The organism is Streptomyces humicola (assembly GCF_024436035.1).
GTDB classification, from domain to species: domain Bacteria; phylum Actinomycetota; class Actinomycetes; order Streptomycetales; family Streptomycetaceae; genus Streptantibioticus_B; species Streptantibioticus_B humicola.
The window spans coordinates 80,148-102,295 of sequence record NZ_JANFNG010000016.1 but is presented as its reverse complement, the minus strand read 5'-3'; the positions used below and the strand labels follow the sequence as shown (position 1 = coordinate 102,295).

The 22,148-nt window shown below is 70.7% G+C and carries 20 protein-coding genes and 1 tRNA gene; 9 read left to right on the top strand and 12 right to left on the bottom strand.

The window, feature by feature from the left end; all coding sequences use genetic code 11:
* Window positions 1-127 precede the first annotated feature (127 nt).
* Complete coding sequence (locus tag NGB36_RS20365) at window positions 128-556, top strand: hypothetical protein (protein WP_372509481.1); 429 nt, start codon at window positions 128-130, stop codon at window positions 554-556.
* A gap of 25 nt (window positions 557-581) precedes the next feature.
* Window positions 582-1,466: a spermidine synthase gene (locus NGB36_RS20360; protein ID WP_255921779.1), complete on the top strand. Its 885-nt coding sequence runs from the start codon at window positions 582-584 to the stop codon at window positions 1,464-1,466.
* A 30-nt stretch (window positions 1,467-1,496) separates the two neighbouring features.
* On the opposite strand, the gene NGB36_RS20355 is transcribed toward NGB36_RS20360, so the two are convergent.
* On the bottom strand, window positions 1,497-2,045 hold the full coding sequence (locus NGB36_RS20355; protein WP_255921778.1) for a hypothetical protein: 549 nt from the start codon (window positions 2,043-2,045) through the stop codon (window positions 1,497-1,499).
* 123 nt (window positions 2,046-2,168) lie between these two features.
* On the opposite strand from NGB36_RS20355, the gene NGB36_RS20350 reads away from it, so the two are divergent.
* The 4 genes from NGB36_RS20350 (at window position 2,169) to NGB36_RS20335 (ending at window position 7,112) form a co-directional block, all read left to right on the top strand.
* Entirely contained in the window at window positions 2,169-2,864 is a 696-nt protein-coding gene (locus NGB36_RS20350) for a response regulator transcription factor (RefSeq protein WP_255921777.1), read from the top strand.
* On the top strand, window positions 2,861-4,255 hold the full coding sequence (locus NGB36_RS20345) for a sensor histidine kinase (RefSeq protein WP_255921776.1): 1,395 nt from the start codon (window positions 2,861-2,863) through the stop codon (window positions 4,253-4,255). Before NGB36_RS20350 ends, NGB36_RS20345 begins: the two co-directional genes overlap by 4 nt.
* A 395-nt stretch (window positions 4,256-4,650) precedes the next feature.
* Window positions 4,651-5,730 (top strand): chitinase, encoded by a 1,080-nt coding sequence (locus tag NGB36_RS20340; RefSeq protein ID WP_255921775.1) that lies wholly within the window; start codon window positions 4,651-4,653, stop codon window positions 5,728-5,730.
* 155 nt (window positions 5,731-5,885) lie between these two features.
* Window positions 5,886-7,112, top strand: coding sequence for a cation:proton antiporter domain-containing protein (locus NGB36_RS20335; RefSeq protein ID WP_255921774.1), 1,227 nt, complete (start codon window positions 5,886-5,888; stop codon window positions 7,110-7,112).
* On the opposite strand, the gene NGB36_RS20330 is transcribed toward NGB36_RS20335, so the two are convergent.
* Entirely contained in the window at window positions 7,063-7,413 is a 351-nt protein-coding gene (locus tag NGB36_RS20330; RefSeq protein WP_255921773.1) for a chorismate mutase, read from the bottom strand. The genes NGB36_RS20335 and NGB36_RS20330 overlap by 50 nt on opposite strands.
* 188 nt (window positions 7,414-7,601) lie before the next feature.
* Here NGB36_RS20330 and NGB36_RS20325 point away from each other — a divergent pair, with 188 nt between their 5' ends.
* Window positions 7,602-8,648, top strand: coding sequence for a serine hydrolase (locus tag NGB36_RS20325; protein WP_255921772.1), 1,047 nt, complete (start codon window positions 7,602-7,604; stop codon window positions 8,646-8,648).
* 39 nt (window positions 8,649-8,687) lie between these two features.
* On the opposite strand, the gene NGB36_RS20320 is transcribed toward NGB36_RS20325, so the two are convergent.
* The 4 genes from NGB36_RS20320 to NGB36_RS20305 form a co-directional block, all read right to left on the bottom strand.
* Window positions 8,688-9,347 carry a pyridoxamine 5'-phosphate oxidase family protein gene (locus NGB36_RS20320; RefSeq protein ID WP_255921771.1) on the bottom strand — a complete coding sequence of 220 codons (660 nt, stop codon included), beginning with the start codon at window positions 9,345-9,347 and terminating at the stop codon, window positions 8,688-8,690.
* A 73-nt stretch (window positions 9,348-9,420) separates the two neighbouring features.
* Window positions 9,421-9,493, bottom strand: a tRNA-His gene (locus tag NGB36_RS20315).
* A gap of 126 nt (window positions 9,494-9,619) precedes the next feature.
* Window positions 9,620-10,240, bottom strand: a complete 621-nt coding sequence (gene orn, locus NGB36_RS20310; RefSeq protein ID WP_255921770.1) for an oligoribonuclease — start codon at window positions 10,238-10,240, stop codon at window positions 9,620-9,622.
* A gap of 5 nt (window positions 10,241-10,245) precedes the next feature.
* On the bottom strand, window positions 10,246-11,586 hold the full coding sequence (locus NGB36_RS20305; protein ID WP_255921825.1) for a helix-turn-helix domain-containing protein: 1,341 nt from the start codon (window positions 11,584-11,586) through the stop codon (window positions 10,246-10,248).
* 1,084 nt (window positions 11,587-12,670) lie between these two features.
* On the opposite strand from NGB36_RS20305, the gene NGB36_RS20300 reads away from it, so the two are divergent.
* Window positions 12,671-13,192, top strand: a complete 522-nt coding sequence (locus tag NGB36_RS20300) for a universal stress protein (RefSeq protein ID WP_255921769.1) — start codon at window positions 12,671-12,673, stop codon at window positions 13,190-13,192.
* Window positions 13,193-13,236: 44 nt separating this feature from the next.
* On the opposite strand, the gene glmS is transcribed toward NGB36_RS20300, so the two are convergent.
* The 6 genes from glmS to NGB36_RS20270 all read right to left on the bottom strand — a co-directional run bounded on the left by glmS (window position 13,237) and on the right by NGB36_RS20270 (window position 21,341).
* Window positions 13,237-15,060: a glutamine--fructose-6-phosphate transaminase (isomerizing) gene (gene glmS, locus NGB36_RS20295; RefSeq protein ID WP_255921768.1), complete on the bottom strand. Its 1,824-nt coding sequence runs from the start codon at window positions 15,058-15,060 to the stop codon at window positions 13,237-13,239.
* Window positions 15,061-15,101: 41 nt separating this feature from the next.
* Window positions 15,102-15,377, bottom strand: a complete 276-nt coding sequence (locus NGB36_RS20290; protein ID WP_255921767.1) for a hypothetical protein — start codon at window positions 15,375-15,377, stop codon at window positions 15,102-15,104.
* 89 nt (window positions 15,378-15,466) lie between these two features.
* Entirely contained in the window at window positions 15,467-16,627 is a 1,161-nt protein-coding gene (locus NGB36_RS20285; RefSeq protein WP_308288891.1) for an acyl-CoA dehydrogenase family protein, read from the bottom strand.
* Window positions 16,628-16,637: 10 nt separating this feature from the next.
* Window positions 16,638-17,570: a hydroxymethylglutaryl-CoA lyase gene (locus tag NGB36_RS20280; protein ID WP_255921824.1), complete on the bottom strand. Its 933-nt coding sequence runs from the start codon at window positions 17,568-17,570 to the stop codon at window positions 16,638-16,640.
* A gap of 86 nt (window positions 17,571-17,656) precedes the next feature.
* On the bottom strand, window positions 17,657-19,663 hold the full coding sequence (locus NGB36_RS20275; RefSeq protein ID WP_255921765.1) for an acetyl/propionyl/methylcrotonyl-CoA carboxylase subunit alpha: 2,007 nt from the start codon (window positions 19,661-19,663) through the stop codon (window positions 17,657-17,659).
* A gap of 13 nt (window positions 19,664-19,676) precedes the next feature.
* Window positions 19,677-21,341: a carboxyl transferase domain-containing protein gene (locus tag NGB36_RS20270; protein WP_255921764.1), complete on the bottom strand. Its 1,665-nt coding sequence runs from the start codon at window positions 21,339-21,341 to the stop codon at window positions 19,677-19,679.
* 107 nt (window positions 21,342-21,448) lie between these two features.
* Between NGB36_RS20270 and NGB36_RS20265 the strand changes: the two genes are divergently transcribed.
* Complete coding sequence (locus tag NGB36_RS20265; RefSeq protein ID WP_255921763.1) at window positions 21,449-22,075, top strand: SACE_7040 family transcriptional regulator; 627 nt, start codon at window positions 21,449-21,451, stop codon at window positions 22,073-22,075.
* The last annotated feature ends 73 nt before the right edge of the window (window positions 22,076-22,148 follow it).

The following is a 22,148-nucleotide window of genomic DNA, read 5'->3' as shown; positions in this document are numbered from 1 at the left end:
CGGATATCTCACCCGCGATCCGCCATGAAGTGCCATCCTTTGCAGCGTTTCGCGACCGTAGCTGTTGACGCCCTTCACGCGTTGATCCCGGTGTGACCGTTCAGGGCCCGACAGTGAGGAGGTTCCCTTGTTGGAGACTTCAGGGGCGCACAGATCATCCGGGTCGAAGATGAAGGCGGCGGGCGCGCCCGCCTCGGACGCGGTGTCGGCGGTGGCGGCCCCCGACTGGGATCTGGTCACCGTGCCGTCGCGGCAGGGCCTCGAAGCCGTTGACATTCTGCGGCTGCGCACGGGCGTCGGGCCGGTGCTGCACGACTCCTCGGGCGACACTCTCGGTTTCCTGGTCCCGCCCGGCACCGCCGACGGCTGGGACCTGCCGGGCAGCGCGTGCACGGAGACCGACGGCGGCGGGCGCAGGCTCGCCGGCGATCCACCGGTCGCGGGCACGGGCTGGCTCGTACCGCCGGAGAGCAGCCACCCGGTCACCGATCCCGCGCTGCTGCGCCAGGCGCTCGGCGAGGCGGCGCGCACCATCGAGGCCGCCGACGCGCTCTGATCACGCCACCGCCGATACTGGTGAGGTGGCAGGCGGAACGGGCAGGACAGGCAGGGGACGGGCGGCGGCCCGGCAGGGCCGGGAGCCGGTGCGCGCCTTCGTCGGCGGCGGCGCCGCCGAGCTCGTACCGGACCGGGAGCGGCCGCGCGCCTGGTCGCTGCTGATCGACGGCGCCCCACAGTCGCATGTCGACCTCGACGACCCCGAACGCCTCGACTTCGCCTACCAGCGCAGGCTCGGCCATATGATCGATCTGATGGCGGCGCAGGGCATGCCGCTGCACGTCGTCCACCTAGGCGGGGGTGCGCTCACCCTCCCGCGGTACGTCGCCGCCACCCGTCCGCGCTCCACCCAACAGGTGATCGAGATCGACACGGCGCTCGTCGAACTCGTCCGCCGCGAACTGCCGTTGGACCGCACATGGCGGATCCGCGTGCGTGGCGGGGACGCCCGCGAAGGGCTGGCCAAGCTCCACGAGAACTGGGCGGATCTCGTGATCGCCGACGTCTTCCACGGCGCGCGCACGCCTGCGCATCTGACGTCCGTGGAGTTCCTCGCCGATGTGCGGCGGGTGCTGCGGCCCGACGGGGTATATGCGGCCAATCTCACCGACGGCGGAGGACTTGCGTTCCTCCGGTCGCAGGTGGCGACCGTGCGCTCCTGCTTCGAGGAGAGCTGTCTGGCCGCCGATCCTGCGGTGCTGCGCGGCCGGCGCTTCGGCAACGCGATGCTGGTCGCCTCCGGCCGGGCCCTCCCGTTCGCCGAGCTGACCCGCCGGATCGCCGGCGACCCGCACCCCGGACGCCTTGAACACGGCAGGGAACTTGCCGACTTCACCGGGGGAGCGGCTCCCGTCACCGACGTGACGGCCGCCGCGTCTCCCGTGCCGCCGCCGGATGCCTTCCGCTGAGGACGCTTCCGCTGACGGAGGGCGGGCCCTTCAGCCGGTGGTGGTCGTCACCATCGGCGGGTGATCGTTCCAGGTGCAGAAGACCGAAGAGGTCTGGTTGCCGGAGGTGAAGTCCACCCGGATCCACTGGGGTTGCTTCCATACCTGCATGGACCACCCTGAGTCGGGCGTTGCGGACACCAGGGTCGCCGAGGACGTCCCGAGGTCGAGCGCCACACGGCCACCGGTGACCGTGTAGCTGTGAATGGTGCCGGTCTCCGAGGACGACGGTGACGTGGCCGAAGGGGCCGGCCGCGGACCGGCCGCGGAACCCCCCGCGGACGTCCCCCCGGTCGGTGTGGCACGCGCGGAGCCCGACGGCGAGTCGCTGTGCGACGGGCGGGGTTGCTGCGTGGAGGACGACTGCGGGGTGATGCTGACCCCCGTGGCGGCGTTGCTCGGCACGGACGAGATGGGCAGGGCGCGGGGAGGGTCGTACGCGGTGCTCGCCAGCACCGTCCGGACGCCGAACCAGGACAGCGTCACCGCTGCGCCGGTCGCCAGCGCCCATGCTCCCGCTTGCACCAAACCTCGTCGCATCGGGCTCAATACTGTCGCACGCGCCTGATGCGTCAAGCGCCCGCCCGGTTGCGTACTCCTGTGCCCGTCCGACCGGTAAGCTATGCGGCCGCGCGATCGCTCGTATGGCGTACGGTGCCGACCATGGCCAGTGTGCTCGTCGTCGAGGACGACCAATTCGTGCGCTCCGCGCTCATCAGGCACCTCACCGACGCCGCCCACACGGTGCGCAGCGTGGGTACCGCACTCGAGGCGCTGCGCGAGGTGGCTCAGGTCGGCTTCGACGTGGTGATCCTCGACCTCGGCCTGCCCGACCTCGACGGCGCCGAGGCGCTGAAGATGCTCCGCGGCCTCACCGACGTCCCCGTGATCATCGCCACGGCGCGGGACGACGAGGGCGAGATCGTCAGGCTGCTCAACGACGGAGCCGACGACTATCTCGTCAAACCGTTCTCGGTGGAACACCTGTCGGCGCGGATGGCCGCCGTGCTGCGCCGCTCGCGGGGCACCGAGGCGTCCCGGGTACTGCGCGTCGGGGGCCTGCGGATCGACGTGCTGCGCAGGGAAGCGGTGCTCGACGGCACCGCCCTCGATCTGACCCGCCGCGAGTTCGACCTGCTCTCCTTCCTCGCCGCCCGCCCCGGGGTCGTCGTGTCACGGCGTGAACTGCTCGCCGAGGTCTGGCAGCAGGCCTACGGCGACGACCAGACCATCGATGTGCACCTGTCATGGCTCCGCCGCAAACTGGGCGAAACCGCCGCCAAACCCTGCTATCTGCACACGCTGCGCGGGGTGGGCGTGAAACTGGAGCCGCCGAGAGACGTGGATGACGGGCGATGAGGTGGGCGCTGGTCAAGGTCGTGCTCGCCGTCACCGCGATGGTGGTACTGGCCTTCGCCATACCGCTCGGGCTCGTCGTCAAGGAGCTTGCCCGCGACCGGGCGATGTCCAACGCCGAACGCCAGGCCGCCGCGATCGGCCCCGCGCTCGCGATCACCACCGACCGTACCCAGCTGGAGCGCGCGGTCGCCTCCACCCAGGCGGGCGCCGACGGACAGATCGCCGTGAACGTCCCGGCGGCCGGCGGAAGCGGCGCGGTGGAGATCGGCACCCAGCGCGTCACGCAGGCCGAGCTCGACACCGCGACCAGGTTCGGCCGGGCCTCGACCGTCTCCGTGCCCGGCGGCTACGCGCTGCTCCAGCCCACCGCCGTGAGCTCTGGATCGATCGCGGTCGTCGAAGTCTTCGTCCCCGAAGGGGACATCACCCGCGGCGTAGCGACCGCGTGGCTGATGCTCGGGCTCGTCGGCGCCGGGCTCGTCGTTGGCTCCGTGGTGATCGCCGACCGGCTCGGCACCCGGGTGGTGCGACCCGCCCGGCTGCTCGCCGCCGCCGCCCACGACCTCGGTCAGGGGGACTTGGGCGTACGGGTCCGGGAGGACGGGCCGTCCGAACTGCGGGCGGCGGCCGTCGCGTTCAACTCGATGGCCGATCAGGTGACCCAACTGCTTGCCAATGAGCGTGAGCTGGCCGCCGACCTCTCCCACCGGCTGCGCACGCCGCTCACCGTCCTGCGGCTCAATGCCGCCTCGCTCGGCGACGGCCCGGCCGCCGAGCAGACGCGGGAAGCCGTCGCCCAGCTGGAGCGCGAGGTCGACCAGATCATCCGCACCGCGCGCGCCCAGCGCTCCGCCTCCGCCGGCGGATCGGCCTCGGTCGGCTGTGACGCGGCGGAGGTGATCCGCGAGCGCATGGCGTTCTGGTCCGCGCTCGCCGAGGACCAGGGACGCCGGGTGCGCACCGCGGGGGCCGACCGGCCGGTGCGCGTACCCGTCGTCCGTGCCGACCTCGCGGCGGCGCTCGACGCGATGCTCGGCAACGTCTTCCGCCACACCCCGGAAGGCACCGCCTTCGCGGTCGACGTGCACAACGGTGAGGACGCGGTGATCGTGCTCGTCTCGGACGCCGGTCCCGGGATCCAGGACCCGGACGCCGCACTGCGCCGCGGCCAGGGCGACGGAGGCCCCGGCTCGACCGGGCTCGGCCTCGACATCGTGCGGCGGGTGGCGGAATCGACCGGCGGCGACGTCACGATCGGCAACTCCGTGCTCGGTGGCACGGAAGTACGGGTGTGGCTGGCGCTGCGCCCCAGGGCGTCGGGCGGCAGGCGACGGGTGCGGCGCGGGCACCGCGTCGGCCGCGGACGCCGGGCCGGGGCGGTCCGCTCCTGAGCCCGCCTTGGAACGATTCACCGTCCCCCATCCCATCAACGGCGTGACCATCGGCGCGGTCAACATCACGGCGAAGGACTACGGCTCGTCTCACGCGCCCAGTCCTACGCCGCTGACAACTGCAGCTCCATCGTGCAGAGTGCGAACGCCTTCGCCGACGCTTTCAAGGCGTACACGGGCTGACGCCCCGCGGTTTCACAAGCGCACACGAGCGCACACAAGCGCTACGTCCCGGCCGGGTGGATCCTGGCCGGGGCATTCGCTTTAACCGTCTCCGATCGGGTCCTTAAGCGGTCCATAAAGGTCTCAACCACCGTCCCTATCAGGAACTTTGTCCGTTTCGAAGCCGCTAGCGTGCTTGCCGTCCCCAGACCCCGACTTCAGGTAGGCAACGCATGAGCAGCACGCACCGCCGTCGTACCAGCCGCAAGGTCAAGATGATCGGCGGCATCGTCGCGGCCGTCGCGGTCACCGGCACCACGGCCACCCTCGCAGGCTCGGCGATGGCGAACGGGACCTCCGCCGCCTCCTCCTCGTCGACGACGAACTCCGCCTCCGGCACTGGCAGCGACAGCGCGTCGAACGCCGGCTTCTCGCCGTACGTCGACACCTCGCTCTACCCGGCGTACGACCTGACGGCAACCCAGAAGGACACCGGCGTCAAGCAGTTCAATCTGGCCTTCATCACGGCGGGCGGCGGCTGTGCCCCGGAGTGGGGCGGCATGACCGCCCTCGGCAGCAACCCGACGGCCAACCAGATCAGTGCGCTGCGCTCCGCCGGCGGCGACGTGCGTGTCTCGTTCGGCGGCGCCAACGGCACCGAACTGGCCCAGGCCTGCTCGTCCGCCTCCGACCTGGCGGCCGCCTACGGCAAGGTGATCGACCAGTACAAGCTGACGAAGGTGGACTTCGACATCGAGGGCGGCGCCATCTCCGACGCGGCCGCCAACACCCGCCGCGCGCAGGCCATCGCGCAGCTGCAGAAGAGCCACCCGGGACTGGACGTCTCCTTCACGCTCCCCGTGATGCCGACCGGTCTCACCTCCGACGGCACCAACCTGATCGCCAATGCGAAGAGCAACGGCGTGACCATCGGCGCCGTCAACATCATGGCGATGGACTACGGCTCGTCCTACAGCGGTGACATGGGCCAGTACGCGATCCAGGCGGCCACCGCCACGGAGGGCCAGGTCAAGAGCGCACTGGGGATTTCCGACGCGGATGCGTGGAAGAGGATCGCGGTGACCCCGATGATCGGTGTCAACGACGTGAGCTCCGAGACGTTCACGGTCGCCGATGCGGCGAAGCTCGCCGACTTCGCCAAGTCCAAGGGGCTTGCGTGGCTGTCGATGTGGTCCGCCGCGCGCGACAAGCAGTGCTCGGGAGGCGCCAAGAACTACGCCGACCCCACCTGCAGCTCGATCGTGCAGAGTGCGAACGCCTTCGCCGACGCCTTCAAGGCGTACACGGGCTGACGACTGACGCTTCCTTCGGCTGCAACTGCACCGCAGCCGATGCCCCGGCCGGGAGTCCCCTCCTCGGCCGGGGCATCGGGCGTTGCCGCACAAGGCGCGTGGCACGCGGCACGCGAAGGGCAGCGACCGGCGGCGATACGTGGTAGATAGCCGATATGTCGCAATCCTGGTCGCTTGTCCTGATCGCCGGTATCGCGGTCCTGTCGTCCTTGGCCGTCTCCGCACTGAAGCGGCTGGGACGAGGCCGGGTGGCGGTGCCGGCCGCGGTCGTCGAGATCGCCCTGGGGATGGTGGTGGGCCCAGGTGTGCTGGCGTGGGTGTGGGACAGCGAGGTGCTGGACGTACTGGCCCACGCCGGTCTAGCCGCGCTGATCTTCCTCACGGGCTTCGGCGTCGGGACCGACGTCACGGCGGTCGGCGGCAACGCGCTGCGGCGTGCGGGCTGGTCGTGGCTGGTGGCGCTGGCGCTTGGCCTCGGCGCCGGTGTGCTGTTGCGCGGCGGGCGGTTCGGCGAGGGCGCGATGGTGGGCGTGGCGCTGACGACGACCGGGCTGGGGCTGGGGCTGGGGCTGGGGCTGGGGCTGGGGTCGGCGGCGCTGCCCGCGCGCTGCGGCCGCTTGCGGGAGGCGGCAGTGTCGGGCGCTGCCGCGGGCGTGACCGGGCCGGTCGTCGCACTGGCGGTGATGGTGGGCGGGGCTGTGGGCGCGTCGATCGCCGCGGTGACCGTCGCAACGGTGGTGTGGGCGATGCGGCCGCGCGGGGCGGTGCGCGCGCGTGAAGGCCGCGGGCGCGAGATCGACGGGCCTACGGCCGTGCGCTGGGTGGTGCTGCCGCTCGCCGCGATGGTCTGGGTCTCCCAAGTGGCGGGCCTCGACGTGCTGTTGGGGGCGTTCGCCATCGGGGTGGCTGCCCGCCGGGTGCTCGGCGCCGACCCGGTCCTGCCGCGCACGATCGAGGCCATCGGCTACGGCTTCCTCGTCCCCTTCCTCTACGTCGTGACCGGAGTCGACATCGACCTGGGGGCGCTGGGCGGCAGCCTCCGGTCGCTCGCGCTCGTCCCCCTCTTCGTCCTGCTCTTCCTCGTCGTACGCGGCGGACCGGTCGCGCTGTTCGCGCCGCGCGGACTGCGGGTGCGCGAGCGCGCGGTACTTGCGCTCGACGCGGCCACGGCGCTGCCGCTGGTCGTGGTGGTCACGACGCTCGCACTGAGCGACGACCGCATGACTCCGGGCGCAGCCGCCGCACTGGTGGTGGCGGGCCTGGTCTCCGTCGTCGTCTTCCCGCTGTCCGCAGGCCGCCGTGACTGCCCGGCCGACGAGGGGAGTTCCGGCACTACGGCCGAGCCTGCTGCTCCTGCGCGATCGCCTTATGGTTGCGGATGACCTCGTCGATGATGAAGTTCAAGAATTTCTCGGCGAAGGCCGGATCGAGGTGCGCGTCCTCCGCCAGCCGCCGCAGCCGCGCGATCTGGGCGATCTCGCGCGCCGGGTCCGCGGGGGGCAGCTCGTGGACCGCCTTGAGCCGCCCGACGGCCTGCGTGCACTTGAACCGCTCGGCGAGCAGGTGTACGAGTGCCGCGTCAAGGTTGTCGATGCTGGCACGCAGCCGCAGCAGCTCCTGCCGGGCCGACTCCTCCACGTCAGGGGTGTGTGCCGCCTGATCGGCACCCTGCTCGCCCGCCATGCGATGCCTCCGCCTCTCTCGCTCTTGCAGTCCCTCGGTCCATCGGTCCGCCCCGGTGTTCCGATGCGGGGGACCAACCCTAGACATCATCCGGAACGTGAAGCCATCCGGGCAAAGTTAGGGAGATCCGCCCGTGGTGTCGACCACGTCGCACAGTCGGAGCCGATCCGCTTGCTAGCGTCCGGCCCATGGGATGGTACAAACCCGGCGAATCGCCATCCGGGGAGCGGACCGCGGCGCGCACCCGTCGGCGTACCCGCCGCCTGAGCGCGTTCGTCTCGGTCGCTGTGCTGGTGTGCAGTGCCGCGGTCAATGCGCCGACGCAGCAGCGCGGCGCGCCTCCGCGCGCCATCACGATGCCGCCGGCCGGCACCCTCCCGTACAGCATCGGCATCCCAGGCCTGATGCGCAGGCCCGCGGTCCGAGGTGAGGCGACCGGCGACAGCGCGGCTCCGGGTGAGGGCGCGCCGGATGGGCCGGACGGCGGCGATGACAGCGGCAAGGACGAGCAGCCCCGCGACGTGAGCCCGGAACTCGCCCATGACCTCGCCCCCCTCGACGCCGACGGGGCGGGGCTGTCCGTCGCCGTCTACGACACCGCCACCAGAAGCAGCGGCCTGTATGGCCACGGCGCGTACGACACCGCCAGCATCGTCAAGGTCGACATCCTGACGGCGCTGCTCCTCCAGGCCCAGCGGGCCGGGCGCAACCTGACCGCGCGTGAGCGCCGCTACGCAGCGGCGATGATCGAGCGGAGCGACAACACGGCGGCGACCGCCCTGTGGCGCAGGATCGGCGGGGCGCGCGCGCTCAACGCCGTCAACCGCCGACTCGGGCTGCGTTCCACGCGAGGCGGCGCGGGCCACTGGTGGGGGCTCACACGGACCACAGCCGCGGACCAACTGGCCCTGCTCCGATCCGTCTTCGGCCCCAAATCGGTGCTGAGCGCCGGCCGCCGGAAGTACCTGATGCAGCTGATGGGTCACGTCGAGCCCGACCAGGCGTGGGGTGTCTCGGCGGCGGCCGACCGTGCCACGGTCAGCGCGCTGAAGAACGGCTGGCTGATGCGGTCCGACACGGGACTGTGGGATGTCAACAGCATCGGCCGGGTGACATACGACGGGCACGCGATGCTGGTCGTCGTGCTCTCCAACGGCAACATCAGCTGGGACGAGGGGATCGGGCGCGTCCAGCAGGCCGCGCGGATCGCCGTGCGCGCGGTGGACACCGACTGAGTTCTCATCGCCTCCAGTGCCTCCAGTGCCTCCAGTCCTCTAGTAGAGATTCGCCTCATAGGACGGCCCGTAGTAGTGCTCCAGCTCTTCCAGCGAGTTGTCCCGGCGCTCCAGCGCCTTGGAGATGCGCGCCCGCGACGGCAGTGCGTCCGGGTGCCAGGTCTCCGGCCTCCACAGGGAGGACCGCAGGAACGCCTTCGAGCAGTGGTGGAACACCTCCTCGATGTCCACCAGCAGCGCAACGGCCGGACGGTGGCCGCGCACCACCATCCGGTCGAAGAACGGGGCCTCGCGCACCAGCCGTGCCCGGCCGTTGATCCGCAGCGTGTCGCCGCGGCCGGGCACGAAGAAGATCAGGCCGACGTGCGGGTTGGACAGCACATTGCGGAAGCCGTCGGCGCGGCGGTTGCCCGGGCGCTCCGGGACCGCGATGGTCTTCTCATCCAGCACCAGTGCGAGACCGTCCGGGTCGCCCTTGGGCGACACGTCGCACGTCCCGTCCGCCGCCGACGTCGCCACCAGGCAGAACGGGGACGCCTCCAGCCACTGCACGTCCAGCGCATGCAGCGTGGGGCGCGTCTTCTCCCAGGCCCGCGGCAGCGGCTCGCTGATCAGCTCGCGCAGCTCCGCCTCGGACGTGATCTCGACGAGCTCCGCGGTCTCGCCGGAATCTCCGGTCCTTCCGGTCCCCTCGGACACGGTCCCCTCCTCGCTGGCCGGACATGAATCAAGCCCCTGACCATTACTGCAGGTCAGGGGCTTGATGGTGCAGGGTGAGTGACGGGACTCGAACCCGCGACATCCTGGACCACAACCAGGTGCTCTACCAGCTGAGCTACACCCACCACGACCGGCGCTTTCGTCGCCTTCCGCACCGGCCGAGAAGAAGCATACAGGGTTTTCCTGCGTGCTCGCTCCAGCCGTTGCCGGGGCATAACGGGCGCGCCGCGCCTCTCCGGCTGCCGAAGCGATCAGCCCCGCGGCTGGTCGGCTTCGGCGGGGAGCACGTACTTCGCCGCGATCGCCCGCACCGTCTCGGTATCGGGACCCGGCGGCGGGACGAAGACGGCCTCCCGGTAGTAGCGCAGCTCGGCGATGCTCTCCCGGATGTCGGCGAGCGCACGGTGGTTGCCGTTCTTCTGCGGCGCGTTGAAATAGGCGCGTGGATACCAGCGCCGCGACAGCTCCTTGATCGAGGACACGTCCACGATCCGGTAGTGCAGGTGCTGTTCGAGGGAGGGCATGTCGCGGGCGAGGAAGCCCCGGTCCGTGCCGACAGAGTTCCCGCACAGCGGGGCCTTGCGCGGCTCCTTCACAAACGTGCGGACGTAGTCGAGCACCTCCTTCTCGGCCTCGGCCAGGGTTGTGCCGCCGGGCAGCTCGTCGAGCAGGCCGGAGGTGGTGTGCATGTCACGCACCACCTCCGGCATGGTTTCGAGCGCCTCCGCGGGCGGTTTGATAACGATGTCCACACCATCGCCCAGGATGTTGAGCTCCGAATCGGTTACGAGGGCGGCCACCTCGATCAGTGCGTCATGCCGAAGCGAGAGCCCGGTCATTTCGCAGTCGATCCACACCATGCGGTCGTTCATATGTCTCACCCTACGGGGCGATCGCGCTGACCTGGCATAGCCGTGCTGCGAGAGGTGCCGGCGGAGGTGGCTGCCGAAGTGCCGGGACGCAGCGCGGTCCGGCCTCCCCGATCGCCGCGCAGCCGCGTCAGGCCCGGAGCGCCGAAGGGGTCGGTGCTGTCGGCGCGGCCGTGCTGCTCGGGCAGGCGCGGAGCGTAGGCGTCCGACTCCGGCTTCGCCGTTCTCCCGGGGTCGGGCGCATCGCCGCCCGGCGGCGAGGTGGCCGGCCTGCGCGGGTGCGGCAGGCGATCGGCTCTCGGCTCGCGTTCGGTCCCCTCGCCTCGGTCGCCTCGGTCGCCTCGGTCGCCTCGGTCGCCTCGGTCGCCGCGCTCCAGCCGTTCCCGTTCCCGTTCCGTGCGTTCCACCGGATCGGAGGGTCTGCGGGCCCGGAAGGCGGTGCGGTATGAGGCGGGGGATGCCCCCAGCTGCCGCCGGAAGTGCCCGCGCAGGGCGACCGGAGAGCGGAAGCCGCACCGTGCCGCGACCTCGTCCACCGAGTAGTCCGAGGTCTCCAGCAGCCGCTGTGCCTGCAGCACCCGCTGGGTGATCAGCCACTGCAGCGGAGCGCTGCCGGTCAGCGACCGGAAACGACGGTCGAAGGTCCGGCGGCTCATGTAGGCGCGCGCTGCGAGCGTCTCCACGTCGAACTGCTCGTGGAGGTGTTCCAGCGCCCAGGCGACAACCTCAGCGAGGGGGTCGCCGCCGATCTCCTCCGGTAATGAACGGTCGAGGAAGCGCTCCTGGCCGCCGCTGCGGCGCGGAGGCACGACGAGGCGGCGGGCGAGCGCAGTGGCGACCTCGGCGCCGTGGTCGGTCCGCACGACGTGCAGGCACAGGTCGATGCCCGCGGCCGTACCGGCGGAGGTGAGGATGTCGCCGTCGTCGACGAACAGCTCGCGCGGGTCGACGTGGACCGACGGATAGCGCTTGGCCAGCGTCGGGGCGTACATCCAATGCGTGGTCGCCGGCCGCCCGTCCAGCAGGCCGGCGGCGGCGAGCACGAACGCGCCTGTGCACAGGCCGATGATTCTCGCGCCCTCCTCATGGGCGCGGCGCAGCGCACCCAGGGCGGATGCGGGCGGCGGCTGGGAGATCGAGCGCCAGGCCGGCACGACGACGGTGCCTGCTCTGCTGAGCGCTTCGAGGCCGTAGGGCGCGGTGAGTTCGAGCCCGCCCGTCGTACGCAGCGGTCCGTCCTCGCCCGCGCACACCAGGAGCCGGTAACGGGGGACACCGGCGTCCTGGCGGTCGACGCCGAAGACGGAGAGTGGGATGGAGCTTTCGAAGATCGGTCCGCCGCTGAACATCAGCACGGCGACGACTTCCCTGCGGCGCCGTGCGGACAGCTTGCGACCGGCCGCACCGGCACCCGCGGCGCCTGTTCCGGTACCCGCGCCGGCTGCCGGGCCCCCGCCCGGCGTGGCCGGCACGGGCTGCGGGGCCTGCGTCATCGGGGTGCGGGGGGACGGAGTTGACGAGATCGCGGTCTCCGTCGCCGCACCGGTCCTGGAGTCCTGGGTCATGGCGGATGAGCCCCCCTCGGTCGACGTGTCCTCCTGGTACTGCACGTTCCCCCGCCGTGTTACCCAAGATCGAATCTACTGTGTCCACAGTGGCTGAGGTGACAAGTTCACCACCCGGCGCTAAGTCGACATGACAACTTGGCGTGAAGCATTCGATCACGAAGCGTTCCACTCACAGGCTCCGCTGGGAAGTACGCCTCTGGCATGTCCCCCGGTAACCCCCCGGCGCGGTTGACCGCCTGAGCCCCCTGCGCTCCTGTCTGCCCTGGTAGCGCGCGGGTTAATGGCGGGTGTTCCCAATGGGCGCACTACGGCGAGAAGTTGGCTGAAAAGAGTCGTAACTCCAGCCTGCTTCCCCTCCTGAGGAGGGGTAGTGCGCCCCTCCTTGGGAGGTGCGCCTCCATGCGCCGTCATGGCCGCAGGCCTGCGCTGGTGCAGAACCGGCCGGGCGCCGTTGTGAGGGACCGGGCCGGGGAACGCGGACCGGTGAACCCGGTGACCCCGAACGTCGTATTACTTACGGAAGGCTAATGGTTGCGAGGTGAACGTCCGGTTGCGGGGACTGTTCGGTTCGGCTGTTTGACGAGCGCCCCGTCCGGGGATGGTCGGTGCAAGTCCTGGAGGCTCCGCCCGTTGGGCAGGGGGCGTTGCACTTCCCGCCCGGCTCCGGCATTCTCCTGGAAACTCCGGGTACGAACACCACCCGGTGGAGCGCTCGGTGTGTCTGTGCAGGGACGCTCCGTCGCCGTACCCTGGTGGCAGTGGGAGGGCAACGCCCTTACCGGCCAATACGGCCGGTCCCGCTGCTCCAGCTGTCCGTGTCCGCTTCAGCGGCGCTCCCGGCGTCGCCTTCGCCGAAAACCCCACCATGGCCGGTTACGAGCTCCCAGAGCCTGCCGACGGCAAGCCGCTAGCCCATTCGGCGGCGGAACCCGAGGCGGGGGAAAAGTCGCGCCATTCGTGTGATCCCGCGTTCCAGCACGGTGTGGTGGTTGGTTTCGACGGATCCGTCTCCAGCGAACGCGCCCTCGCCTACGCCATCGGCATGGCCCGCCGCTCCGGCTCCGGGCTGATCATCGTGCACGTCGCCAACCGATTGCCCGCCACGGTGTGGGCCGGATGTGAGCCGCCGGTCTTCGTGGATGTACCCGATCACCGCACCGAAGTGCTGGGCCTGGAGCTGGCCTGTGCGGACTACCTCTCCGAGGTGTCGTGGATCCTCGTCGAGCGGGGCGGTGACATCTGCCACGAACTGGAAGAGGTCGGCCGGGAGTATGCCGCCGACGCGATCGTGGTCGGCGGCACGCACGGCATCATCGGCAAGATCTTCGGCTCGGTGGCCGGCCGTCTCGCCCGGCGTGCTCAGCGCCCGGTGATCGTCATCCCGTGAGATGACGCCGGCGGCGTATCCCGCCCGTACCCCGCACGCCTTCCCTACTCCACGGTGACCGACTTAGCGAGATTGCGCGGCTTGTCGATGTCGCGGCCGAGCGCGAGCGCGGCGTGGTACGCCAGCAGCTGCAGCGGGATCCCGAGCAGCACCGGGTCGAGCTCGGGCTCGTTGTGCGGCACCACGATCGTGTCGTCCGCCGCCTCCTGCGGCGCGTGGGCCACGGCCAGGATCCGGCCGTGGCGCGCCTTGATCTCCTCGAGCGTCGCCCGGTTCTTCTCCAGCAGCTCGTCGTCCGGCACGATCGCGACGGACGGCACATCGGGCTCGATGAGCGCCAGCGGCCCGTGCTTGAGCTCGGAGGCCGGATAGGCCTCCGCGTGGACGTAGGAGACCTCCTTGAGCTTCAGCGAGGCCTCACGGGCGACCGGGTAGCCGCGCACGCGGCCGACGAACATCATGCTGCGGGCGTCCGCGTAGGAGTGCGCGAGCTTCTTGATTTCCTCCTCGGCGCTCAGGATCTCCGCGATCTGTGCGGGTAGCCGGCGCAGCCCTGCGATGATCCGCTTGCCGTCGGCGACCGACAGATCCCGCACCCGGCCGAGGTGGAGGGCGAGCAGAGCGAAGGCGACGGCGGTGTTGGTGAAGCACTTGGTGGACACGACGCAGACCTCGGGTCCGGCGTGCACGTACATCCCGCCGTCCGCCTCCCGGGCGATCGCGCTGCCGACCACATTGACCACGCCGAGGACGCAGGCGCCCTTGCGCTTGAGCTCCTGGACGGCGGCGAGTGTGTCGTAGGTCTCACCCGACTGGCTGACGGCGATATAGAGGGTGTCGGGATCGACGACGGGATTGCGGTAGCGGAACTCGCTCGCGGGTTCGGCGTCGGCGGGGATGCGCGCGAGCTCCTCGATCAGCTGGGCGCCGATCTGGCCCGCATGGAACGCCGAGCCGCAGCCGAGGATCTTCACCCTGCGCACTCCGCGCGCCTCGCGGGCGTCGATGCCGAGGCCGCCGAGGTGGACGGTGGCGAACCGGTCGTCGATGCGCCCGCGCAGCACCCGGTCCACCGCGTCCGGCTGCTCGCAGATCTCCTTGTGCATGTAGTGCTCGTGGCCTCCGATGTCCCAGGCCCCGGGGTCGGCCGCCTCGCCCTCGATGGTGGTCGGCGAGCCGGAGGTGCGGCTGCCCTCGGTCGTGTACGTGCGGTACTCGCCGGCCTTGAGCGTGGCCATCTCGCCGTCGTCGAGGGTGACCACCTGGCGGGTGTGGCGGACCAGGGCGGCCACGTCGGAGGCGACGAACATCTCGTTCTCGCCGATGCCGAGGACGACGGGCGAGCCGTTGCGGGCGACGACGATGCGGTCGGGGAAGGAGGCGTGCAGCACCGCGATGCCGTAGGTGCCCTCGACGCGCGCCAGGGCCTCCCGGACGCGCGCTTCGAGGGAGTCGGCCTCGGAGCGGGCGATCAGGTGGGTGAGCACCTCGGTGTCGGTCTCCGAGGCGAACTCGACGCCGTCGGCGGTCAGCTTCGCCCGCAGTTCCGGGGCGTTGTCGATGATGCCGTTGTGCACCACGGCGACGACGCCGTCGGGGTCCATGTGCGGGTGCGCGTTGTCGTCACTGGGGGCTCCGTGGGTGGCCCAGCGGGTGTGGGCGATGCCGGTGGTGCCGGCGAAACGCTTCGGAAGGCGGGATTCGAGGTCACGCACCCGGCCCTTGGCCTTGACCGTCTTCAGCGCCCCCGATTTGCCGCTCACGGCGACCCCGGCGGAGTCGTAACCGCGGTACTCCAGCCGCTGCAGCCCCTCCAGCAGAAGCGGGGCAGCGTCACGTTTCCCGATGTATCCGACAATTCCGCACATGAACGCGGTTCCTCCCTGTGGGATCGGCAGGCTGAGCCGGCTCAGCCGTAGACGATGCGGCGCAGTTGGCGCAGCGAGAGCTCCGGCGGCGCCACCGCGCGATGCGGCAGCTCCTCGGTGATCCGCTCGAAGATCTCCGGGTTCGCAAGTCCGCCGGACTGCAGCTCGCGGTGGCGACGGCGTACGTACTCCTCGGTCGACTCGTCGAAGTACGCGAGGACGTCGAGCACCACCCGTGCGGCCTCGCCGCGGTGCAGCGGCGTGGTGCGCATCAGGTGGTCGATGAGGTCCTCGTGCGGACTCCGGCGTTCGAGCACCGCTTGATCCTGCGGGAGGCAGGAGGTGGTTCGCAAGAATCCTGCCCGATTTCGGGCAGGACTCCTGGGTTTCCGAGCCTGTCTCCGGCCTACGCGGTGAGACCCAGCTCACGCGCGATCAGCATGCGCTGCACCTCGCTCGTGCCCTCGCCAATCTCCAATATCTTCGAATCCCGCCAGAAACGGGCCACGGGGTACTCGTTCATGAAGCCGTAGCCGCCGTGGATCTGCGTCGCCTCGCGCGCGTTGGTGACCGCGATCTCGGAGGAGTACAGCTTGGCAAGCGCCGCCTCCTTCTTGAACGGATCGCCGTGCAGCAGCCGGGATGCGGCATCGCGCCAGGCGAGCCGAGCGGTGTGGGCACGCATCTCCATGTCGGCCAGCTTGAACTGGATCGCCTGGTTGTCACCGATGGGCTTGCCGAACGCCTGACGCGTCTTGGCATACGTCACCGACTCGTCCACGCAGCCCTGCGCCAGACCGGTGGCGAGCGCGGATATCGCTATCCGCCCCTCGTCCAGGATCCGCAGGAACTGGGCATAGCCGCGTCCTGGTTCGCCCAGCAGATTGGCAGCCGGGACGCGGCAGTCGGCGAAGGAGAGTTCACGGGTGTCGGACGCGTTCCAGCCGACCTTCGAGTACGGCGGTGCCACCGTGAAGCCAGGGGTGCCGGACGGCACGATGATCGAGGAGATCTCCGGCCGCCCGTCCGGCTTCCGGCCGGTCACCGCCGTCACCGTCACCAGACCGGTGATCTCCGTACCCGAGTTGGTGATGAAGCACTTGGTGCCGTTGATCACCCACTCGCCGGTCTCCTCGTCGAGCCGTGCCGTGGTGCGCGTGCCGCCGGCGTCGGAACCGCACTCCGGCTCGGTGAGGCCGAACGCGCCGAGCAGCTCGCCCGAGCACAGCTTCGGCAGCCACTGGTTCTTCTGGGCCTCGGTACCGAAGCGGAAGATGGGCATCGCGCCCAGCGACACGCCTGCCTCCAGGGTTATCGCCACCGACGAATCGACCCTCGCCAACTCCTCCAGCGCGAGACACAGCGCGAAATAGTCGCCGGCCATCCCGCCGTACTCCTCGGGGAACGGAAGCCCGAACAGGCCCATGCGGCCCATCTCCCGCACGATCTCGTACGGGAACTCGTGGTGCTCGTAGAACTCGCCGATCTTCGGGGCGACGACCTCGTGGGCGAACTCCTCGACGGTGCGGCGCAGTTCCTCGTATTCGGCAGGCAGCCGGTGGTCGATGGTCATGGTGTCACTGCTCCTCGTGGGAGTCCTCGTGGGAGAGGGCGCGAACGGTGCGGGACGGGCTCGGCCGGCCCAGGTGGTCCGCCATCCACACGCTGGTGGCGGTGAGGCGGTCGAGGTCGACCCCGGTGTCGATGCCGAGACCGTTCAGCATCCACACGAGGTCTTCGGTGGCGAGATTGCCCGTGGCGCTCTTGGCGTAGGGGCAGCCGCCGATCCCGCCGGCCGAGGCGTCCACGGTGGTGACGCCCGACTGGAGGGCGGACAGGGTGTTGGCGAGTGCCTGGCCGTAGGTGTCGTGGAAGTGCACGGCGAGGTGGTCTGCCGAGATTCCCACCTGGTGGAGCGAGACCAGCAGCTCCGTGACATGGCCGGGGGTGGCGACGCCGATCGTGTCGCCCAGGCTGAGCTCGGTGCACCCGAGGTCGAACAGGCGGCGGGCGACGCCGACGACCTGCGCGACGGGCACCGGACCCTCCCAGGGGTCGCCGAAGCACATCGACAGGTAGCCGCGCACACTCGCGCCCGCGTCCCGGGCCCGGGCCACCACCGGCTCGAACATGGCGAGCGACTCGTCCACGCTGCGGTTGAGGTTGGCCTTGGCGAACGACTCCGTGGCGCTGCCGAAGACGGCGATCTCCCGGACGCCCAGCGCCAGGGCGCGCTCCAGGCCCCGCTCGTTGGGGACGAGCACCGGCAGCCTGGCCTCGACGCCGTCAAGCATCGCCATCAACCGCTCGGCGTCGGCGAGTTGAGGCACCCATTTGGGGTGCACGAAGCTCGTCGCCTCGATGGTGCGCAGCCCCGCGTCCGCGAGCCGGCGGATGAACTCCGCCTTCACGGGCGTCGGCACGACCGTCTTCTCGTTCTGCAGGCCGTCGCGCGGGCCGACCTCGTGAATACGGATCCGGTCCGGCATGTCGTCGGCCGGGAACGCCATGGGCAGGCCATCGGGGATTGGCAGCCCGGAGGCCTGTTGAGGGTGGCGGTGGGCGACGGGTGGGAGGCCGGGCGAGGGGTGGGCGGTCATGACTCCTCCTCCGCGGGGGCGGCCGGGGTGACGACGGCGAGCACTTGGTCCATGGCGACCGTCGAGCCCGGGGTGATGTCGATCTCCGTGACCGTGCCGTCGTGTGGAGCGGCGATGACGTGCTCCATCTTCATGGCCTCGACGACGAGCAGGCTCTGCCCGGTGGTCACGGTGTCGCCCGGGGCGACCTTGACGACGGTGACCGTGCCGGGCATCGGCGCCGTGAGCGTCCCGGCGTGGGCGGCGGCCGCGCCCCCGCTGAGCGCCGCCTCGACCGGGTCGTGGTCCTTGAGGAGCCAGGAGTCGCCGTCGCGTGCCAGCCAGCCGTCGGCGTGCCGGAACATATGGGTCACACCGTCCCAGCGCAGCTGGGCTCTTGGCCCGTCGACGTCCAGCGCCGCAGGCACCGGCTCCGCCGCGCCCACACGCACCTCGCCGTCGCGGACGCGTACCGCCACCGGTTCGTGCCCCGGCACCCGCAGGTGGTGCACGGTCCACGCCGGCTCGCCGCCCAGCCGCCAACCGCTCGGCACCGAGAACGGATCCGTCCACTTGCTGGCCGCCGGGCGGGGACGCAGCGCTGAGTGCCGCAGCAGCGCCGCCGCCGCATACACCTCGTCGGGTATGCCGGAGTCCACCAGCCTGACCGCCTCATGATCGATCAGCCCGGTGTCGAGATCTCCGGAGACGACCGCGGGATGGGCGAGCAGCCGCCTCAGAAAAGCGGTGTTGGTGTCGACACCCAGCACCACGGTGCCGGCGAGGGCGGCGCGCAGCCTACGGAGTGCGGTCGCCCGGTCCGGCCCATGGGCGATGATCTTGGAGAGCATCGGGTCGTAGGCCGTGCCCACCTCGCTGCCGGTGCGCAGCCCGGAGTCGACGCGCACGCCTTCGCCTCGCGGCTCGTCGAGTTCGAGCACCGTCCCGCTCGAGGGCAGGAAGTCCAGCCGCTCTCCGGTCAGCCGCGCCGACTCCGCGCAGATGCGGGCCTCAATCGCATGGCCGGTGAGCGTGATGTCCTGCTGGCCGAAGGCGAGCTCCTCACCAGCTGCGACGCGCAGCTGCCACTCCACCAGATCGAGCCCGGTGACCAGCTCCGTCACGGGGTGCTCGACCTGCAGGCGAGTGTTCATCTCCATGAAGCAGTACGCGGCGGGATCCGCGCCGGGGACGATGAACTCCACGGTGCCCGCACCCACATAGCCGCAGGAGCGGGCGGCCTGCACCGCGGCCTCGCCCATCGCCACACGCGTGGCCTGGTCGAGCAGGACGCTCGGTGCCTCCTCGATCACCTTCTGGTGGCGGCGCTGCAACGAGCACTCGCGCTCGCCGAGGTGGACGACATGGCCGTGGGCGTCGGCCAGCACCTGGATCTCGATGTGCCGTGGCCGGTCGATCCATCGCTCGACGAGCAGTGTGTCGTCGCCGAACGAGCCGCGCGCCTCACGCCGCGCCGCGGCGATCTCGTCGGCGAGCAGCGCCTCGTCCCGTACTAGCCGCATGCCTTTGCCGCCGCCGCCCGCGGACGGCTTGAGCAGCACCGGGGTGCCGATCTGCCGTGCCGCGTCGATGAGTTGGGCATCGGTCAGGCCGCTTCCGCTGCTGCCGGGCACGACGGGCACACCGGCCGCCCGGACGGTCTCCTTGGCGCGGATCTTGTCGCCCATGAGCTCGATGGCGCTCGCGGGCGGCCCGATGAAGACGAGCCCGGCCTCCTGGCAGGCGCGTGCGAAGGCGGGGTTCTCGGCGAGGAACCCGTAGCCGGGGTGAACGGCCTGTGCGCCGGTGCGGGCAGCGGCGTCGAGAAGCCGCTGTATCGACAAGTAGCTTTCCACTGCCGGTGCGGGGCCGATGCGCACCGCCGTGTCCGCCTCTGCGACGTGCAGGGCCCCGGCGTCCGCGTCGCTGTACACGGCCACCGAGCGCACCCCGATCCGCCGCAGTGTGCGGATCACCCGGACGGCGATCTCGCCCCGGTTGGCCACAAGGACTGTCTCGAACACTGGTGATCCCCCCTTACATCCGGAAGACGCCGTAGCCGGGAGCGGACGGGTCCTTCGCCGGTACCGGTGCGTTGGCGCACGCGGTGAGCGCGAGGCCGAGCACCGTGCGGGTCTCCAGCGGGTCGATCACGCCGTCGTCCCACAGCCGGGCCGTCGCGTAGTAGGCGTTGCCCTGGGTCTCGTACTGGCGGCGGATCGGATCCTTGAACCGCTCCTCCTCCTCGACCGGCCACTCCTGCCCGGCCGCCTCCATCTGGTCGCGCTTGACGGTGGCGAGCACGGACGCGGCCTGTTCTCCGCCCATCACGGAGATCTTCGCGTTGGGCCACATCCACAGGAACCGGGGCGAGTACGCACGGCCGCACATCGAGTAGTTGCCCGCGCCGTAGCTGCCGCCGATGACGACGGTGAGCTTCGGCACCCGCGTGCAGGCGACGGCCGTGACCATCTTCGCGCCGTGCTTGGCGATGCCGCCCGCCTCGTACTGGCGGCCGACCATGAAGCCCGAGATGTTCTGCAGGAAGAGCAGAGGTATGCCGCGCTGATCGCACAACTCGATGAAGTGCGCGCCCTTGAGCGCCGATTCGGCGAAGAGAATGCCGTTGTTGGCGACGATGCCCACCGGGTGCCCGTGCAGTCGCGCGAAGCCGGTGACCAGCGTCGTGCCGTACTCGACCTTGAACTCCGCGAACCGGCTGCCGTCCACCAGACGCGCGATCACCTCGCGCACGTCGTAGGGGGTGCGCGAGTCCACCGGCACTGCCCCGTACAGCCCGGCGGGATCGACGGCCGGCTCCTCGGCCGGCGCGACCGGCCACGGCAGCGCCCCGCGCTCCGGCAGGGTGGAGACGATGGTGCGCACGATTCGCAGCGCGTGCGCGTCGTCCTCCGCGAGGTGGTCGGTGACGCCTGAGACCCTGGAGTGCACCTCGCCGCCGCCGAGCTCCTCGGCGGTGACCACCTCGCCTGTCGCCGCCTTCACCAGGGGAGGGCCGCCGAGGAAGATCGTGCCCTGCTCGCGCACGATCACCGCCTCGTCGCTCATCGCCGGCACATAGGCGCCGCCGGCGGTGCACGAGCCCATGACCGAGGCGATCTGCGGTATGCCGCGCGCCGACATCGTCGCCTGGTTGTAGAAGATCCGCCCGAAGTGCTCCCGGTCCGGGAACACCTCGTCCTGCCTCGGCAGGAAGGCTCCGCCGGAGTCCACGAGGTAGACGCACGGCAGCCGGTTGTCGAGCGCCACCTCCTGAGCCCGCAGGTGCTTCTTGACGGTGACGGGGTAATACGTGCCGCCCTTGACCGTGGCGTCGTTGGCCACCACGACCACCTCGCGCCCGGCGACCCGCCCGATCCCGGTGATCAGCCCGGCAGCTGGGGCCTGGCCCTCGTACATCCCGTCGGCGGCCAGCGGCGAGAGCTCCAGGAAGGGCGAGCCGGGGTCGAGCAGCCCGTCGACACGGTCGCGCGGCAGCAGCTTGCCGCGCGAGGTGTGCCGGGCGCGCGCCTTCTCGCCCCCGCCGAGCCGCGCGGCGGCCAGCTTCTCGCGCAACTGCGCGCACAGCTCGGCGTGGGCCGCGGCATTGGCCGCGTATGCCTCCGATGCCGGATCGACGGCGCTGTGCAGCACGGGCGCGCCCGTCTTCGCCGCCGCAGGTGGTCGTGCGGTGTCCTGCATGTGTCCTCGAGCTCCTTTGCCCTCAGACCCTCACGTGGTGTTAATGCTCGTTAACTTCCGCCTCCACGTTAACGCTCGCTAACGCCCCTTGTCTAGAATGTATTTCCATGCAGCCCACGCAGCCGACGCAGCCGACCAGGACCGGGCCCACCCGGCGCGAGCAGATCCTCAACGAGGCCGCTCAGCTCTTCGCCGAGCGCGGCTTCCACGGCGTCGGCGTCGACGAGATCGGAGCCGCCGTCGGCATCAGCGGGCCCGGCCTCTACCGGCACTTCCCGGGCAAGGACGCGATGCTCGCCGAGCTGCTCGTCGGCATCAGCGGCCGGCTGCTCGCCGAGGGCAAGCGCCGCGTCGCGCAAGCCGCCGACTCCGCCGCCGCGCTCGACGCGCTGGTCCGCGGCCACGCCGACTTCGCCCTCGACGACCGCCCATTGATCATCCTGCACGACCGGGAGCTCGACCGCCTGCGGGACTCCGACCGCAAACTCGTCCGCCAGCTCCAGCGCCAGTACGTGGAGCTGTGGGTCGAGGTCGTCGCCAAGGAGCACCCCGACGCCCCGGAGGACGAGGTCAGGGCGGCGGTCCATGCCGTCTTCGGGCTGCTCAACTCCACCCCGCACCTGGGGCCGCACATCGGGGCGCAGGGTGGCCTGCCCGGTCGCGAGGCCGCGGGGGCGTTGCTGCACCGCCTCGCACTCGGCGCCTTCGCAGCCCTGGACAGATCCGCCAACTGAGAAGTAACTTTCTGAGCGCTTGCTTAGGTAGGCTGGCTGACGGCTGCCTGATTCATGCTGATGTCCTGCTTCC

Coding starts and splice junctions, on each gene's coding strand:
- NGB36_RS20355 (WP_255921778.1), bottom strand. CDS start 2,045: ATGCGACGAGGTTTGGTGCAAGCGGGAGCATGGGCGCTGGCGACCGGC.
- NGB36_RS20350 (WP_255921777.1), top strand. CDS start 2,169: ATGGCCAGTGTGCTCGTCGTCGAGGACGACCAATTCGTGCGCTCCGCG.
- NGB36_RS20345 (WP_255921776.1), top strand. CDS start 2,861: ATGAGGTGGGCGCTGGTCAAGGTCGTGCTCGCCGTCACCGCGATGGTG.
- NGB36_RS20340 (WP_255921775.1), top strand. CDS start 4,651: ATGAGCAGCACGCACCGCCGTCGTACCAGCCGCAAGGTCAAGATGATC.
- NGB36_RS20335 (WP_255921774.1), top strand. CDS start 5,886: ATGTCGCAATCCTGGTCGCTTGTCCTGATCGCCGGTATCGCGGTCCTG.
- NGB36_RS20330 (WP_255921773.1), bottom strand. CDS start 7,413: ATGGCGGGCGAGCAGGGTGCCGATCAGGCGGCACACACCCCTGACGTG.
- NGB36_RS20325 (WP_255921772.1), top strand. CDS start 7,602: ATGGGATGGTACAAACCCGGCGAATCGCCATCCGGGGAGCGGACCGCG.
- orn (WP_255921770.1), bottom strand. CDS start 10,240: ATGAACGACCGCATGGTGTGGATCGACTGCGAAATGACCGGGCTCTCG.
- NGB36_RS20305 (WP_255921825.1), bottom strand. CDS start 11,586: ATGTTCAGCGGCGGACCGATCTTCGAAAGCTCCATCCCACTCTCCGTC.
- NGB36_RS20300 (WP_255921769.1), top strand. CDS start 12,671: ATGGCCGGTTACGAGCTCCCAGAGCCTGCCGACGGCAAGCCGCTAGCC.
- glmS (WP_255921768.1), bottom strand. CDS start 15,060: ATGTGCGGAATTGTCGGATACATCGGGAAACGTGACGCTGCCCCGCTT.
- NGB36_RS20280 (WP_255921824.1), bottom strand. CDS start 17,570: ATGGCGTTCCCGGCCGACGACATGCCGGACCGGATCCGTATTCACGAG.
- NGB36_RS20270 (WP_255921764.1), bottom strand. CDS start 21,341: ATGCAGGACACCGCACGACCACCTGCGGCGGCGAAGACGGGCGCGCCC.
- NGB36_RS20265 (WP_255921763.1), top strand. CDS start 21,449: ATGCAGCCCACGCAGCCGACGCAGCCGACCAGGACCGGGCCCACCCGG.